This is a genomic window from Dermabacter sp. HFH0086 (assembly GCF_000413375.1).
GTDB classification, from domain to species: Bacteria; Actinomycetota; Actinomycetes; order Actinomycetales; family Dermabacteraceae; genus Dermabacter; species Dermabacter hominis.
This window is the reverse complement of record NZ_KE340308.1, coordinates 386873-399137: the sequence shown is the minus strand read 5'-3', so window position 1 is coordinate 399137 and position 12265 is coordinate 386873. Positions and strand designations below refer to the sequence as shown.

Sequence of the window (12265 nt, the reverse complement as noted above, 5' to 3'; positions counted from 1 at the left end):
GTTAGCGCGAGGCGAGCTCGCGTGTGAAACGGGTGATGGCCTCAAGTCCGTTGCCGGCGCGCCACGCGCCGGTCAGCTCGAGGTGGGGGAGGGCGGCGCCCGCTCCCGTATCGCGCTCGAGAGCGTTTGCGAGTGTCTCGAGGGCGGCTGTGTGGCCCGGGCCGGATTGGCGCATCGTGCCGGTCCAGTCGGTGAGGGCCCAGTCAGCAACGGTGAGGTCCGACGCCTGCAGGCCAAAAATCGCGGCCGCATCGTGAATGGCGAGCTCGGGGAACCGTTCGGCCCCTGGCAGGGTGCCGTCGGGGCCCGGGCTGTAGGAGAGCCGCACGACGTTTCGCCCTGGTTTCGAGGCCTCCGAGGCCCGGTGGATGTGCTCCCACTTGGCGCTCGCGTGAGTCAGGGCCTTAGCGCGGATCGAGGTGGCGGCGGGAGCGACGAGGACGCCGTTGCCGCGCGGCTTCGCATTCAATTCTGGGTTATCGAGCACGAGCGTGGCGAGGCGAACCGGGGTTGCAGACGCGAGAGGGATGAGGCTCGCAATGGTGGGTGCGGGTGCACTCAACAGGTGTCGCGCGATTTCGGGTCCCGTGGCGATTACGAGGCTGCGTGCCTTGAACTCGCGCGTGAAAGCTGCCGCTCGGGTCCCGGCAGTCACGGTCCAGGTGCCGTCGGTGCTCGACGCACGCAGTCCAAGCGCGGGGGTCTGGGTGAAGATCTGGCCCCCGTGCTCTTCGATGTCGCGCGCGAGTGCTTTCGGCAGCTCCGCCATCGACGGCGCGAGCGAATGCACCGCAGAACCGGAGCTTGAGCGCACCCCTCGCTTCTCGAGGATCTCCTCGATCGCTTTGCGCGCGCTCCCGAGCGCCTGCACCCTTTCGGGAAGTTTCGGCATGACGGCGCGCAGCTCGAGTTTCTCCGGGTCCGCGGAGTGCACGCCACGAATGATGGGAGCGACGAGGCGCTCGAGGACTTTTCTGCCGTAGCGCGCGGTGACGAATTCTGCGACTGTCACGGACTCTTCCGAGGCGCGAGAGGCGGGAACGAAACGCTCACACCACGCGCGCAGCGCTCCCCAGAACCCGAGGGCCTCACGCACATCCGCGGCGAGTGGGCGGGCGGGCATCCCTAGAACGGCATTGCGCGGGGAGGCGTACGCGTGCGTGTCTCCAACGATGAAGCTCGACCCCGTCGCCGGGGACACGACCTGCTTTTCGAGCCCGAGGTCTTTCACGAGCGAAAGCATGTTCCCGCCGCCGACAGCGAAGGCCTCCGCCCCCGTGTTCGCCTCGATTCCCTCGAGTGTGTGCGACCACACGGCTCCACCAACGTGGTCGCTGGCCTCGAGAAGAACAACAGTGTCGCCGCGCATCGCGCGTTCACGCGCGTAGATAAGCCCAGAAACTCCACCACCGACGACAACGGTGTCAAGCGTGCGCATTGCAGGTACTCCTACTGCTCGTGGATGAAGGCCACGAGATCGGTGAGGACATGCGGGTCCGTTTGAGGGGGTACCCCGTGGCCGAGGTTGACGACGTGCCCGGCAGCGGCGCGGCCCTCGCGCACGATGCGCTCGGCCTCGGTGAAGCGGGCTTTTTCCGAGGAGAACAGGAGGGCCGGGTCGAGGTTTCCCTGCAGGCCCGTGCCCGCCGGGAGGGTTTCAACGGCGGTGGGAATGGGGGTGCGGTGGTCGAGTCCGACGGTTGTCGCACCTGCCTCGAGGATGGCGGTGAGCATGTGCCCCGTGCCAACGCCAAAGTGGGTCCGGGGAACATCGAGGTCCTGGACGTAGGTGAAGGTACGCGTGGAAAAAGGCAGGACGTGGGTGCGGTAGGTGGCTTCGGAGAGAGACCCCGCCCACGAGTCGAAAAGCTGGACAGCGCTCGCACCAGCTTCGATCTGGGCGCGTAGAAACTCGCCCGAGATATCAGCGACCCACTGGGCGAGGCGGCCCCACAATTCGGGCTCGGCGCTCATCAGTGCGCGGGTGCGCAGGTGGTCGCGGCTCGGGCGCCCCTCAACCATGTAGCTCGCGACCGTAAATGGGGCACCGCAGAAACCGATCAGAGGGGTGGAACCGAGTTCCGCGACGGTAAGGCGCACGGCCTCACGAATCGGCTCGAGAGCGGTGCGGTAGACGTCGTCGACCGAGGGGAGCTTGTCAATATCCGCTTTTGAACGCACGGGGTGGGCGAGCACGGGCCCAACACCGGGTTCGATGCTCACGTCGATGCCCGCAAGCTTGAGCGGAACCATGATGTCGGAAAAGAAAATCCCGGCATCGACACCGTGCCTGCGCACCGGTTGAAGTGTGATTTCCGCGGCAAGCTCGGGCATGAGGCAGCTCTCGAGCATGCCGATGCCTTCGCGAACCTTGCGGTATTCGGGTAGGGAGCGCCCCGCCTGGCGCATGAACCACACACTTGGCGGCGCATCAGCAACGGCTGCCCCTCGCCCGGCTAGGCGTTGCACAAGAGCGCTCTCGCGCGGCGAAATCGAAGCTGTCATGGCATCACGTGAACGGTGAGAGAGAAGCAAAGTAGCGTGGTCATCGCCTCTATTGTGCCCGATGTCGATGAGAAAGACGTCCCAGCTGACTTAGGCTAGGTGCATGCTGATTGCCCTGAGAGCGACCCACGACAATCTCGGGCTCGATGGACTCGAGCGCGTCACCCGCGGATCGGTGCAGCTCGATGAACAGCTTGCCGCCCTTAACGAGGGCCACCCCGAACAGCCCCTCACCGGCTGGGTGTGCCTCGCGACGTGCAACAGGCTTGAAATCTACGCGGATGTTGACCTCTTCCACGACGCCATCGATCTCGTCACCCGCGCCGTTCACCACACGAGCGGCCTGCCGCGCGAGGAGGTCGCTCGCATGCTCGTTGTCGATGCCGGCATCATCTCGGCTCGGCACATGTACGAGGTTGCCGCAGGCATGAACTCCCAGGTGCTCGGTGAGGCCGAGATCACCGGCCAAGTACGGGCGAGCTTCACGAACGCCCTCGCTGCCGGGCACACCACCACGCTCCTCAACGACCTGTTTCAGGGGGCGCTGCGCACCGCAAAGCAAGTCACCTCGAAAACCAAGGTTGGAGCCGCCGGGCGAAGCTCCGTCGCGGTCGCCCTCGACTCCGCGCACCTCTTTCGGACCGAGCTCGAGGGGCGCGACGCTCTCCTGATCGGCACCGGTGCCATGGCCCGCGTGGCAAGCGCCGAGCTCCACCTCAGGGGAGTCGGCAGCCTTCACGTGTTTTCCCCCAGCGGCCGCGCCGAACAGTTTGCCGATTCGCACGGTGCCCTGCCGGTAGCGCCCGAGAATCTCGAAGCGACACTCGCAAAGGCCACCGTCGTCATTGCCGCCTCCGGCGGCGGCACGCATTCGATCGACGCTCCCATGCTCGCCCGCGCCCTTGAACAGCGGGCGACGAGCGAAGACCTCGTAATGCTGGACCTCGCGCTTCACAGCGACATCGAGCCCGCAGCGGCAACACTCCCGGGCGTGCGCGTCATCCCGCTCGAATCGATCAGAGCCGGCGAAAGCGGCCACGGCGAGATCACGCGCGCACGCGAACTGATCGACACCGGCGTCGTACGATTCGAAGAACGCCAGCAGATCCGCGCCGTCGACCCCGCCGTGAGCGCCCTGCGCCGAAGCGTCAAGGAGATGATCGTTCTCGAAGTGGACGAGGTGCGCCGAACCTCCGGCGAAGCCGCAGCCGAACAGGTGCAACGCTCGCTGGGGCGCGTCTACAACAAGTTCCTTCATTCCCCGATGGTGCGCGCGCAAGAGCTCGCCAAGACCGGCCAGGCTCATCAGTTCCTCGAAGCCGTCCACACAATTTTCGGGGTGGACGTCTCGGGAACACTAAGCGTCGATGGGACCGGGGCGCCGTCGGAACCGACCGCGCCCACAACAGACGGCCTCGAACGTCCGCCGATGACCGTTGCCACGATGGAGAACATGCGCCGCGAACTGGACGCGACGCAAGCCGCCGAGGCGCGGCAGGCCGCTCAGTCCACGACGCAGGGAGACCAGTATGTTTGACGACCGCGTTGAGATGAGCGAGGGTGCGAGCGAGCGCCTGCGCGCACTCCTGAGCGAGACGGCCGCCGCTTCAAGCGCGAGCGCCTTCGCGTCGCTTCCCGCGCTCCTCGTCCATGGGGACGACACCCCCGAGGTGATCCATGCGCGCATCGACCTGGCGCTCCTGTGTGCCGCCGAGGGGCTGCTCGATAGCGCCCTCTACCAGATCGACGAGCTCACCAAGGACGCCCGCCGCGTGCGGGACCTCTCCGGTGATGAGTCGATAGTCGAGCGCGCGGATGCGGCGCGCGACGCGATCGAAAACGCGGCGTAGCTACCAGGCGAACCCTTCGTTCGACAGCTGGTCATCCACGATGCCGGCCATTGTCGCTGCGTAGGTGGCGGTCACGTGGCGCTCGTCAAGGAACACGTATGTGTTCCCGATGATCGGTTTGCACTGTGCGTCGGGGCAGATGCTCTGGTTCAGGTCGAGAGCGAAAAACCCACCGTTTGCGATAGCTTCTCCGTCAGGCCGGTCCGAGATTATCGAGGGATCGATCTCCTCAACGCAGTTTTCGCTCGGGGCTTCCGCGTGCTCGATTGCGCACGACGAGAGATTGGTCTTGAGTCGCGGAATGTCTCGCGTGGCGATAACCGCGATCCCCGCGTCCCGCAATTTCGCCGCGATGTCGAGAGCGCCCTGATTGACGACTTCATCGCCGTTTTCATCAACGTAAGTCGTTTGAAGGGCAACCGCCGAAGGGTGAAGTGAGAGCAGGTAAGCCGTTGCCTGCGTCGTGAACGGCTCACACCGGTCGTGGTTATTCATTCCAACTGCGCAGCCAGGCGCGGTAAGTTCCATGACGTCCCAGCCGTGTTTGTGTGCAGTGGGGAGAATTGCGGCGGAAGTTTGCTCCATGCGCGAATTTCCCATGACTACGAGCATGTTGTTGCCCGTGATTCGACCTTGACGCGAAGTGTTGCACGAGGCGCCCTTCCATTCTTTGGTATCGGGTGCCCCCTCTTTTTGACAGGGCGGTCCCGCATCAAACCAGTCATTGGGAAGGTCCGCTTCGGTTGGCAAAATCGTGACATTAGGGTCGTTTGTAGGGTCGTAGAGATTTTCGTCGTTGAGTACCTCTGCACCGGGGTTGTTGATCTCGGCGGCAAGTTCAAGCTTCTTTGCCTTTGCGTCGAGAACACTTTGCGCGATGACTACGGGGGTCAGACCAATAGCTACAGTCACCAGCGCGACCGCGACCGACCTGTGGGTCTTGGCGCCAGCCCACTTCCACCGTCGGAATGGGGTGTCCACGAATTTCGTGATGAGCCACGCGAGCGCGAGGCTCGCGATCACGAGGACTACACCTAGCCAGAACGGCGCCTTGGGAATCTCGAGAACTTGTAGCGTCAGCACGAGCAGCGGCCAGTGGGCGAGGTAGAGCCCGTACGAAATGCCCCCAAGCTTCTGGAGGGGCTTTGAGCTGAGGATGGGGTTGTAGCCCATCACCATGATGAATGCTGCTGCCGAGAGTGGCCAGATCGCAAGCCACCCGGGAAATTTCCCGGCGACGTCCACGAGCATTCCCATCGAGACGAGCGCGAGAACGCCCAGCATTGACAAGGCGAACCGCCACGGCCGCCCTTTCGGGCTGTTGGGGTGGAGCGTGTCGGTGCGTTCGGCGATCAGGGGGAGAGCGATTGCCACGAGCCCGCCGAGGCCGAATTCCCAGAAGCGGGCGAACGTGTCAAAGTAGGCGGTTTGCTGGTCCGCGGAAGTTTCAATCACCGACCAAATGAAACTTGCGAGAGTAATGGCGCCGATCGCGATGCCACTTGTGCCCCACACGCGGATGTTGTGCTGGTGCTGGCTCTTTGGCGGGAAACGCCTCTCCCATGCCTTGAGGACAAGTGCCAAAAGAGCGAACAGCAGCGGCCAGGCAAGGAACACCTGCCCCTGGATGGAGAGCGACCAGAAGTGTTGGAACGGGCTAGCGGCAGTGCGGTCGGCAGCGTAATAATCGGTTGCCTGATTGATCAGCCACCAGTTCTCACCCTGAATGAGAGTGAAGAACGCATCCTTGAGCATCGGTACGTACGAACTTGGCGGCAAGAAGATGTAGGTTGCTGCCAAGATTGCGAAGGTCACGACGACCGTTGGTGGAAGTAGCCGCTTAAACGTCCTGCCCCAATACCCAACGGCAGCGATGGGCTTTCCGGTCTCCATACGGCGCACGAATGTTCCGGTGAGGAAGTAAGCGGAGATGAAGAGGAAAACGTCAACTCCGCCGGAAACGCGCCCCACGAAAACGTGGTAGATCACAACGAGGAAGACCGCGAGCCCTCTGAGCCCGTGGACGTCAGTTCGAAAGACTCGCTGTTCCTTCGGGAGGTCAGCTCGATGCGTGGGAGATGACGTTGCGGTATTAGACATGAACACGTTTCGGTAGGGAGTGGGGCTGCCCGCTTGAGATCACGGGGTGAAGAGGACCTCGGGGGAGAGGACCGCCTTTGCGGCCAGGTACAGATCATACGGGTCTGAGACCGCTGTGAGTTCGCGGCACGAGTGCATTGAGAGGATCGGAACACCGACATCGACCGTCGTCATGCCGAGACGTGTCGCGGTGATGGGGCCGATCGTCGAGCCGCACGGCATGGAATTGTTGGATACAAATTCCTGGTATTGGATGCCGGCATGGGCGCATGCACGAGCCCAAAATGCGGCGCCGTGAGCGTCGGTAGCATAGCGCTGGTCGGCGTTGATTTTCAGGATGGGGCCCCGTCCAGCAACGGGCTGGTTGGCCGGGTCGTGACGTTCGGGGTAATTCGGGTGGATCGAATGTCCGACATCTGACGAGACCACGATCGAGCGGTTGAATGCGCGCCTGCGTTCTTCATCATTTGCGCCGAGTGCGGCGTAAAGCCGGGCGAGAACGTCCTCGAGGAACGGGCCGGCAGCTCCGGATCGACTCGCTGAGCCGACCTCCTCGTGATCGTTGGCAACGAAAAGCGCAATCGGCGCGTCGTCGCGGCTTTTATGCTCAGCCATTGCGCGCATGCCGGCGAAGGTCGAAAGGAGATTGTCGAGCCGTGCGCTCGCGAGGAACTCCTTGCGTGCGCCGATGAGTTGCGGCTCCTGGGCATCGACAGTCACGATGTCGTATCCAGCGATGTCCTGTGGGTTTACGCCTGCAGTGGCGGCGAGATCGGCCAGCACGTCGTGCTCAGCGCCCTCCGCAAGCCCCGTGATGGGTTGAAGGTGTTTTTGAGGGTCGAGCTTGAGCCCTTCGCGATTCACCGCCCGATCTAGATGGACGGCAAGTTGCGGAACTCGAAGGTATGGTCCCGTGTGGACGAGGGCTTCTTCACCGTTCGTGAGAACGACGCGGCCGGCCAGTTTGAGGTCGCGATCAAGGAATGAATTGAACAGCGCCCCGCCGTATACCTCGACACCAACTTGAGTGAAACCGTGCGCGGCGATCGAGCTTTTGGGTTTGAGTTTGAGCGCCGGGGAATCGGTGTGGGCGCCAAAAATCCGCAGAGGCGTCGTTTCGGTTGCGCCCGAGGGAATATCGAAAGCGATCACCGAACCGTCGCGACGCACGAGGTATCGGCTACCACGAGCGATGCCGGCCCAATCCTCGCCTTCACTAAGTTCGGTGAACCCCGCGTCAACCAGGGATTCGCTTACGGTTGCCACAGCGTGAAACGAGCTCGGAGACTGGGTCACGAACTGTCCGAGCTCGGTGGCAAAAACAGTTGCGGCTTCAATGTTGTGGGCGGTCAAGGTTGAACTCCTTGGAGGTGGTAGGCGTGCCGGCACGGCCGAGGGTGCACAAGGCACATCGCGTCACGCATGCGGCTCTCCGGTAGACTCGCCGTCGTGCAAAAGAGTCAGCAGAATCCAGCCCCGCGCACCTCTATTATCATGCCAGTTTACGGCACCGAGGCTACGGTGGTGCGTGCGATTGAGTCTGTGCAAGCCCAGACGGATAGCGACTGGGAACTGATCATTGTGAACGACTGCAGTCCGGATAACGCCCGAAGCGTCATCCTTGACTACCTTGGTACGTGCGGTGATGAACGAATCAGGTTTATCGAGAACGAGAAGAACTTGACTCTTCCTGGCGCGCGCAATGTTGGAATTCGTGAGTCTCGTGGAGAATGGCTAGCGTTCCTAGACTCCGATGATGCGTACCGCCCGACCTTCCTTGAGCGCATGCATGAGGCTGCTTCGTCTGACGTTGATATCGTCACTTGCGCGCACACCGTTGTCGGCCTTGATGGGCAGCCAAAGCGAGATCGACTTAAAGGCGACCCGGGAATTTACGCTGGAAAGCAAGCGCAGGATCTGTTGCTCATCGATCGGTTCTCGCAGTATGCGTGGGACAAAATTTTCCGTAGATCTGCGGTTGTTGAGGCAGAGTTTCCGATCATTAACCGTCTCGAGGATGCCGGCTACACTGCGAAGGTTCTCGGATTGGCGCGAAACGTCCGTGTAATCGATGACGCGCTTCATCTCTACACTGTGAACGAGAATTCGATTACCTGGAGTTCGGTGCCGCCAATGGGTGAGTCAGCCAAGTTTCTTGACTATCTGCGGGATGTCCTCAAGAACCAGCGGGGCTCTGGCGACGTTGAGCCTGGTTATTCGACGTGCTGGGTCAATACCTACCTCAATGCAGGACACGCAGCGCTGCGCCTCCTTGAAGGTAGCGAGCAGCAGAGGTACATGAAGGAGCTCAGACAGAGGTTGAACTTCGCAGCGATCGCGAGAACCACAAGAAAACGCCCAACGTTTGCGGTAGCTGCGATGCTCATGAAGGTGAGTCCTCGACTGTATGGTTCGTTATATTCCACTTATGCGCGAAAACAGTATGGTGTTTCTCAAGAATCATGACTCGCAAGAAGGAATGAACTTTCTTTGGTTAAATTCAGACCGTAAAACATTTCTGTAGGTACTAGGGTCTTTTGGGTCCTGGATTTCCAGGTCGAGAAATTGTTCTTCTTGATAACAAGGTGTGGTGACGACGGTGAATAGTCCGCGAACCTCGATAATTATGCCCGTTTACAAAACGGGGCCGAGCGTTCTTCCCGCAATTGCCTCTGTTCAATCCCAGACGGACGAGGATTGGGAGCTAGTAGTAGTGGTTGACGCTTCTCCAGATGATGCACTTGAGAAGATCATGCAACATCTCCATGACATGCCGGATGCTCGTGTGAAGGTCATCGTGTTCGAGGAAAACCGTGGCGTGTCGGCAGCGCGAAATGCGGGGCTGAGTAATGCTGCTGGAGAGTGGGTTGCGTTTCTTGATTCAGATGACACTTATGAGCCTACCTTCCTCGCAGATCTCCACGAACTAGCTCGAGTAGCGAACGCGGATATTGTGTCGTGCGGGCATAAAGTTATTGGTGCTGACGGGGGGCAAAAGCTTCGGGAGCCTGTGGAACTGGGGGGGTGTACGGGTTTGCATGCGGCCACAAAAATGCTTAGTGGTTCGTTCACGCCATTCCTGTGGGACAAGCTGTTTAGCTCTCGCATTATTGAGGGGCTTCGGTTTTCGGAAGAGATTCATCGCGCTGAGGACGCGCTCTTTGTGCTTCAAGCGCTTATGAACGCGCGGCGAGTTAGCGTCATCGAAAACCCGCTTTATCGCTACTCGATTGATGCGGGAGGGCTCACGTGGGGGAGAGTAACCCCGGTTGCCGAAAGTGACCGTCTGATCGCGCTCATGGCGGATGCTACACGCACACGTGTAGATGCTCCGCAGCTACACGATGCGCTGACTGTCTCGAAGGTCCTGACTTACCTCAACAATGCTCAACAGGTACTCGTAGCTGCGCCGGACTCTTCCGGTACCGCACTCAAGGAAATCCGCCAGCGAATCTCCTTTCGCGAAGCGCTGACCTGCCTCAAAGTGCGCCCAGTGTTCGGTGCCGCAGCGCTACTACTCAAAGTTTCGCCGTCTCTCTACAGAATTCTCTACGGGGCCTATATTAAACGCCGCTATGGCGTAAACATGCGTTCGGTCTAACTCGCTGCTAGATCCAAGCTATGGGCGTTGCCGGACGCCCTCTTCATCGCTGCCAGATGCGTCAAAAACCCTGCCGCAGGCCCGCAATACAAGGCGACAAGAACCTTCGGGATAATGCCGACCGGCACCGCAAAAAGTAGGACCGTCGTCACGAGAGCAGCAATGACCCAGCCAGTGAGATAGATCCGGTGAAGATCGAGGGCGAGCACAGCGGTCCCAGACAGTACCAAGAGGGCCATGATCGCAGAACCGAACGTAAGCGCCGCGAGCACAGGACCGTTGGCGACCGAAAGATAAGCGGCTTCTGCCTCTGCTTTCGGTGGATAGATCAGAAGGAAAAGCCAAGGACCCAAAAAGAACGCGGCAAGCGCCCCGGCAGCACCAACACCAAGCAGCGCGCCAGCCGGACGAGCGAACGCCGCAAGCGGGCGGTGGCGCTGGCGCAAAAACGCCGCGATAGCGACACCCTGAAATGCCTGGAGCGGAATCATGATCGGAGACCGGCAAATCGACACGGCTAGGATCAGTGCCCCCATGACGAGGAACGTATGCGAACCCGTAGGTGCATCTTCGCTCGCGTTGAGAATGACCGGGAACCCAGTCATCAAGACAGCCGAAGCCGTGGACGACCCCATAGCGATGAAGACATTTCGCATGAGCCTGCCATAAGGGACATCAGCGCGCGCACGAATGATCTTTCGCGTGCCCGGATGCACCGCTGCCAGCGCGACCCACAACAGAATTGGCGAGATCGCCGCCGCCTCCATCCCAAGCAGCGAAGCAGCGAGGAGAGAGACAGCCGCGAGCGCGGCGAGGCGCCAAAGCGCTTCCCCACCACCAAAAATAGAAAAAAGGAGCCACTTCTGAGAACCCGCAGCCGCCCCACTAAACGCAGCATGAAACGCATACAGTGCGACTCCTAGCGCCAAGAGCGCGACCGATGCGGTGGTGTTTGTTGGCAGTGTGGATTTTCCCCACAACGGGGAAGTAGCTATCGTCGCGATCGCGCATAGACCGCCGACCGTTGCCGCTGCCAAAACGACAGGAGCTCCATCGGTTGATTGTGAAAGGCGCGCGGCTCCTACTGCACGAGTGACTTCCTGCTGAATTCCGGCAACGACACCAAAAATCCCAAACTGCACCGACCAAAACAGGAGGAACTCGGTGACTTCGGCCGGTTCGAGATACCGGTTCGCGAGCCATGTGGCCAGGAGAGCGGAGACTGCTGCGCACGCTGACGCGACCAGAATTGCGGCAGAATCACGCTTCGTGACAGTGGGAGTGTCGCTCTTACTTGACGGCATGCGTGGCGAGGTTCTTGACGCCCTGCCACTTTTTAGCCAAAGCGGCCTTCGGCAAGAGCCTAAGAGCGTGAAGTCGCGACGAAAGGTGTACTCGCGCTGCTCGTGCGGCCTTAGGCCAGCCCTTCGCGGTCATCTCATCAGCCATCTGGTTAAAGAACGCCCGCTCCTCGTCGAAGCGGGTACCTTCGAGGGCGCGCCACGACGAATCCGAACCGCCATGACGGCGATACATGAAAGCAACCGTCGGATCGTAGAACAGGCCACCGTTATGCATAGCGACATCAAGCACGAGAGCTGCATCCTGAACAACGTTCAGGCCCTTACGGAAGCCGATCTTGGTGATCGTACTTGCCTTCCACCCAAGCGAGGGGAAGTAGAGCCAGTTGCCACGCAGAATTGACGTGGCGAGCTCCTCGCCGCGCAGCACCACAGCCGTCGACGGGCGGTAATGGTCTTTTACTCGCTCCACGAGAGTGTTCGAGAGAGCATTGTGCTCATCGATCACCACACAGCCGGGCTGGAAAATTTCGGCGTCGGGGTTCGCAGACGCAGCTTCAACGAGCCAGTCAATATAGTTCGGGAGCATCACGTCGTCGGCACCCATGACCGTCACCAGGTCATTTTCCACGAAGCTCAAGGCCTTTGTGTAGTTCCCGTTCGCACCGAGGTTCTTCTCGTTGCGCATGTAGGTAATGCGGGAATCGTCGAGGGACTCGAACCAGCCGGGGATCGAGTCATCAGGGTAGCCATCGTCAACGACAACCAGTCGCCAGTCGGGGTTGGTCTGCCCAATGATCGAGCGGACTGCCTGCTTCATCAGCGCGACATCACCGTAGAAAGGGAACAGAATGTCAACTGTCATGTTCGACTCCAAAATGTTGTGAAGACAAAAATTCGTAGGGTGT

10 protein-coding genes are annotated in these 12265 nt (G+C 60.7%); 4 read left to right on the top strand and 6 right to left on the bottom strand.

Going from position 1 to position 12265, the window contains the following annotated elements:
• Position 1: 1 nt before the first annotated feature.
• A complete protein-coding gene (gene hemG, locus HMPREF1484_RS01890; RefSeq protein WP_016663326.1) occupies positions 2–1438 on the bottom strand; it encodes a protoporphyrinogen oxidase in 1437 nt (478 codons plus the stop codon).
• 11 nt (positions 1439–1449) lie between these two features.
• Complete coding sequence (gene hemE, locus HMPREF1484_RS01885) at positions 1450–2505, bottom strand: uroporphyrinogen decarboxylase (RefSeq protein WP_016663325.1); 1056 nt, start codon at positions 2503–2505, stop codon at positions 1450–1452.
• Positions 2506–2608: 103 nt separating this feature from the next.
• On the opposite strand from hemE, the gene HMPREF1484_RS01880 reads away from it, so the two are divergent.
• Both HMPREF1484_RS01880 and HMPREF1484_RS01875 read left to right on the top strand, forming a co-directional pair.
• Positions 2609–4042: a glutamyl-tRNA reductase gene (locus tag HMPREF1484_RS01880; protein WP_016663324.1), complete on the top strand. Its 1434-nt coding sequence runs from the start codon at positions 2609–2611 to the stop codon at positions 4040–4042.
• Entirely contained in the window at positions 4035–4355 is a 321-nt protein-coding gene (locus HMPREF1484_RS01875; protein ID WP_016663323.1) for a hypothetical protein, read from the top strand. Before HMPREF1484_RS01880 ends, HMPREF1484_RS01875 begins: the two co-directional genes overlap by 8 nt.
• Here HMPREF1484_RS01875 and HMPREF1484_RS01870 read toward each other — a convergent pair whose 3' ends face one another.
• Both HMPREF1484_RS01870 and HMPREF1484_RS01865 read right to left on the bottom strand, forming a co-directional pair.
• Positions 4356–6455 (bottom strand): acyltransferase family protein, encoded by a 2100-nt coding sequence (locus HMPREF1484_RS01870; RefSeq protein WP_016663322.1) that lies wholly within the window; start codon positions 6453–6455, stop codon positions 4356–4358.
• A 39-nt stretch (positions 6456–6494) separates the two neighbouring features.
• Entirely contained in the window at positions 6495–7808 is a 1314-nt protein-coding gene (locus tag HMPREF1484_RS01865) for a M18 family aminopeptidase (protein WP_016663321.1), read from the bottom strand.
• Between the two features lie 96 nt (positions 7809–7904).
• On the opposite strand from HMPREF1484_RS01865, the gene HMPREF1484_RS01860 reads away from it, so the two are divergent.
• Complete coding sequence (locus HMPREF1484_RS01860) at positions 7905–8921, top strand: glycosyltransferase family 2 protein (protein ID WP_168161666.1); 1017 nt, start codon at positions 7905–7907, stop codon at positions 8919–8921.
• Positions 8922–9042: 121 nt separating this feature from the next.
• On the top strand, positions 9043–10056 hold the full coding sequence (locus HMPREF1484_RS01855) for a glycosyltransferase family 2 protein (protein WP_332067295.1): 1014 nt from the start codon (positions 9043–9045) through the stop codon (positions 10054–10056).
• Here the strand turns inward: HMPREF1484_RS01855 and HMPREF1484_RS01850 are convergent.
• The gene (locus HMPREF1484_RS01850; RefSeq protein WP_016663318.1) at positions 10053–11360 is read right to left on the bottom strand and encodes a hypothetical protein; all 1308 of its coding nucleotides are present in this window, start codon (positions 11358–11360) and stop codon (positions 10053–10055) included. The two genes, HMPREF1484_RS01855 and HMPREF1484_RS01850, sit on opposite strands and share 4 nt — an antisense overlap.
• Positions 11347–12222 carry a glycosyltransferase family 2 protein gene (locus tag HMPREF1484_RS01845; RefSeq protein WP_016663317.1) on the bottom strand — a complete coding sequence of 292 codons (876 nt, stop codon included), beginning with the start codon at positions 12220–12222 and terminating at the stop codon, positions 11347–11349. The genes HMPREF1484_RS01850 and HMPREF1484_RS01845 overlap by 14 nt, the downstream gene beginning before the upstream one ends.
• Positions 12223–12265 lie beyond the last annotated feature (43 nt).

Excerpts from the sequence above, each read along its gene's own strand:
- hemG (WP_016663326.1), bottom strand. The coding sequence starts at position 1,438 with ATGCGCACGCTTGACACCGTTGTCGTCGGTGGTGGAGTTTCTGGGCTT.
- hemE (WP_016663325.1), bottom strand. The coding sequence starts at position 2,505 with ATGACAGCTTCGATTTCGCCGCGCGAGAGCGCTCTTGTGCAACGCCTA.
- HMPREF1484_RS01880 (WP_016663324.1), top strand. The coding sequence starts at position 2,609 with ATGCTGATTGCCCTGAGAGCGACCCACGACAATCTCGGGCTCGATGGA.
- HMPREF1484_RS01875 (WP_016663323.1), top strand. The coding sequence starts at position 4,035 with ATGTTTGACGACCGCGTTGAGATGAGCGAGGGTGCGAGCGAGCGCCTG.
- HMPREF1484_RS01870 (WP_016663322.1), bottom strand. The coding sequence starts at position 6,455 with ATGTCTAATACCGCAACGTCATCTCCCACGCATCGAGCTGACCTCCCG.
- HMPREF1484_RS01850 (WP_016663318.1), bottom strand. The coding sequence starts at position 11,360 with ATGCCGTCAAGTAAGAGCGACACTCCCACTGTCACGAAGCGTGATTCT.
- HMPREF1484_RS01845 (WP_016663317.1), bottom strand. The coding sequence starts at position 12,222 with ATGACAGTTGACATTCTGTTCCCTTTCTACGGTGATGTCGCGCTGATG.